We start from the raw sequence: 2481 nt of genomic DNA, 5'->3' as shown, positions 1-2481 counted from the left end.
GTAAGCGTGGCCTGAGGGCCGCCTTGCTCGTTTGGCCGTAGCCGGGATGCTTATCGTCTTTGACGAGGGCGCGGGCGGTGCGGGAAGTTTTCGGTTCTGAGACTGGTCGTACGAGCGCTCGTACGACTGGTCGTGTGGAGGTGGTCGGCCGGGTATCGGGCCGACGGAGCTGGTCGGACGCGGAGAAGCTGGAGATCCTGGCCGAGGCGTTCCGGCCGGGCGTGCGGGTCCGTGATGTCATCGCCCGGCGCGAGGTGTCGAGCAGCCTGATCTATACGTGGCGCAAGCAGGCGCGGCTGGGCAAGCTGGGCGGGGTCGCGCCTGCGCTGCCGGCATTCGCCGAGGTGCGCGTGGCCGATGTCGCCGCACCTGCGCCGCAGCCGGCGACATCCACGTCTGGCCTCATCTGCATCGAATTTCCGGGTGGCGTCCGAGTGAGCGTGGACGGGTCGGTGGACGCCGGCGCGCTGGCGCGAGTGTTGTCGGTGCTGCGTTGAGCCCCACGCCGTTGCCGACGCGGGTGTTCCTGGCGTGTGGCGTCACCGACATGCGCAAAGGGTTCGATGGCCTGGCGGTACTGGTGCAGCAGGTGCTGGCCCAGAACCCGCACTCGGGCGCGTTGTTCGCGTTCCGGGGCAAGCGGGGTCATCTGGTCAAGCTGCTGTGGTTCGATGGGCAAGGCCTGTGCCTGTTCTCCAAGCGGCTCGACCGGGGTCGGTTCGTCTGGCCGGTGACCGCGACGGGCACGGTGACGCTGACGCCGGCACAATTGTCGATGCTGCTGGAGGGCATCGACTGGCGTCGCCCAGAGCGGACGTTCACGCCGACGCTGGCGGGGTGAAAACGGCGGTTTTGCGACGCTTTTTCTCGCCCGTCGATGCGTGATCTGTTATGAAATGCGGGTGCTGGAAGCGCCTGTTTCCCCTGCTGATGCCACCGCGCGGATCGCCGCGCTGGAGGCATCGCTCGCCCGGGCGAATGCCGCGCTCGCCGCCCGCGATCTGCTCATCGACACGTTGCGCGGGCAGATCGCCCGACTGCGGCGGATGCAGTTCGGTGCCTCCTCCGAGAAGTTGGGCCGCGAGATCGAACAGCTCGAGCTGGCGCTGGAAGAGCTGGAAACGGAGCGGGATGTTTCCGAAGTCGAGACTGCGGCGCCTGGAGTAGCGCCGCGCCTGGCACCGGTCCGCAGTCTGCCGGAGCATCTGCCGCGCGAGGAGGTCGTCCACGAGCCGGCGTCCGGTATCTGCACCTGCCCGGACTGCGGTGGTGCGCTGCGCCGGCTGGGCGTGGACGCGCACGAGATGCTCGACATCGTGCCGGTGCGCTGGCGGGTCGTGCGCGACGTCCGCCCCAAATACAGCTGCCGGTCTTGCGAGAAGATCGTCCAGGCACCCGCGCCGGTCAGCGCTGTGGCGCGGGGCAAGGCGACCTTCGCGACGCTGGCGCACGTCGTCGTCTCCAAGTTCGACCACCATCTGCCGTTGTACCGCCAGGCCGAGATGATGGCCGCGCAGGGGCTCGAGATCGACCGCTCGACGCTCGCGGGCTGGGCCGGGCAAGCTGCAGCACTGCTCGACCCGGTGGTCAGCCGTATCCGTGACGAGGTGCTCAAGACCGACAAGATCCACGCCGACGACACGCCGGTGTCGGTGCTCGACCCCGGCCGTGGCAAGACCGCGACCGGGCGGCTGTGGGTGTACGCCGCCGACGACCAGGCGTCCGGCAGCACGACACCGCCCGCAACATGGTATCGCTTCACGCCCGACCGCACCGCGGCGCACCCGCAGGCGCATCTCGCCGGCTTTCGCGGCTTTCTCCAGGCCGATGCCTATGCGGGCTATGACGCCCTGTACCGCGGTGGCGTCACAGAGGTGGCATGCTGGGCACACTTCCGGCGCAAGGTGTTCGACCTGCACGAGCGCCTCTCCACGCCGCTGACCACCGATATCCTGGAGCGCATCGGCGCGCTCTATGCCGTCGAGGCGGAGGTGCGTGGTCAGCCGCCGGATGTACGCCGTCGAGCGCGACAGGAACGAAGCCAGTCGCTGGTCGACGCCTTGCGCGAGGTGCTCGACGCTGCCCTTCGCCGCCTGTCGCCCAAGTCCGACATGGCCAAAGCCATCGCCTATGGCACCAAACGCTGGCCAGCGCTGTGCCGCTTCCTGGGTGACGGGCGTCTGGAGATCGACAACAACATCGCGGAGCGGGCCCTGCGCGGCGTCGCCGTGGGAAGGCGCAACTGGCTGTTCGCGGGTTCGCGCGCAGGCGGCGAGCGAGCCGCCGCCATCTACACCGTCATCCAGACCTGCAAGGCCAACGGCGTCGACCCGCAGGCCTATATCGCCGATGTCATCGCCAGGGTCGCCGGCGACTGGCCCGCCACCCGCTGGGACGAGCTGATGCCGTGGAACTGGGTGCCCCAGACAGATCAGCCAACAGCCCAAGCCGCATAAACTGCGGTCCTCACGCCACGCTTAC

Annotated in this window: 3 protein-coding genes; all 3 read left to right on the top strand. The window is 68.7% G+C overall.

Features of this window, described 5'->3' with window-relative positions; genetic code table 11:
• Window positions 1–134: 134 nt before the first annotated feature.
• From tnpA to tnpC, 3 genes are read left to right on the top strand one after another with little or no spacing between them, the layout of a single operon-like run.
• Window positions 135–497, top strand: a complete 363-nt coding sequence (tnpA, locus tag ACP7A3_RS20890; RefSeq protein WP_007407193.1) for an IS66-like element accessory protein TnpA — start codon at window positions 135–137, stop codon at window positions 495–497.
• A complete protein-coding gene (gene tnpB / locus ACP7A3_RS20885) occupies window positions 494–841 on the top strand; it encodes an IS66 family insertion sequence element accessory protein TnpB (protein ID WP_025292355.1) in 348 nt (115 codons plus the stop codon). The genes tnpA and tnpB overlap by 4 nt, the downstream gene beginning before the upstream one ends.
• A gap of 55 nt (window positions 842–896) precedes the next feature.
• The gene (gene tnpC / locus ACP7A3_RS20880; protein ID WP_063687080.1) at window positions 897–2456 is read left to right on the top strand and encodes an IS66 family transposase; all 1560 of its coding nucleotides are present in this window, start codon (window positions 897–899) and stop codon (window positions 2454–2456) included.
• Window positions 2457–2481 lie beyond the last annotated feature (25 nt).

The organism is Sphingomonas sp. DC5200-1, assembly GCF_049897245.1.
GTDB lineage: Bacteria > Pseudomonadota > Alphaproteobacteria > Sphingomonadales > Sphingomonadaceae > Sphingomonas > Sphingomonas aquatilis.
The sequence above is the reverse complement of the archived record's forward strand: the minus strand, read 5'-3'. Positions and strand labels throughout refer to the sequence as shown.

Excerpts from the sequence above, each read along its gene's own strand:
- tnpC (WP_063687080.1), top strand. The coding sequence starts at position 897 with ATGCGGGTGCTGGAAGCGCCTGTTTCCCCTGCTGATGCCACCGCGCGG.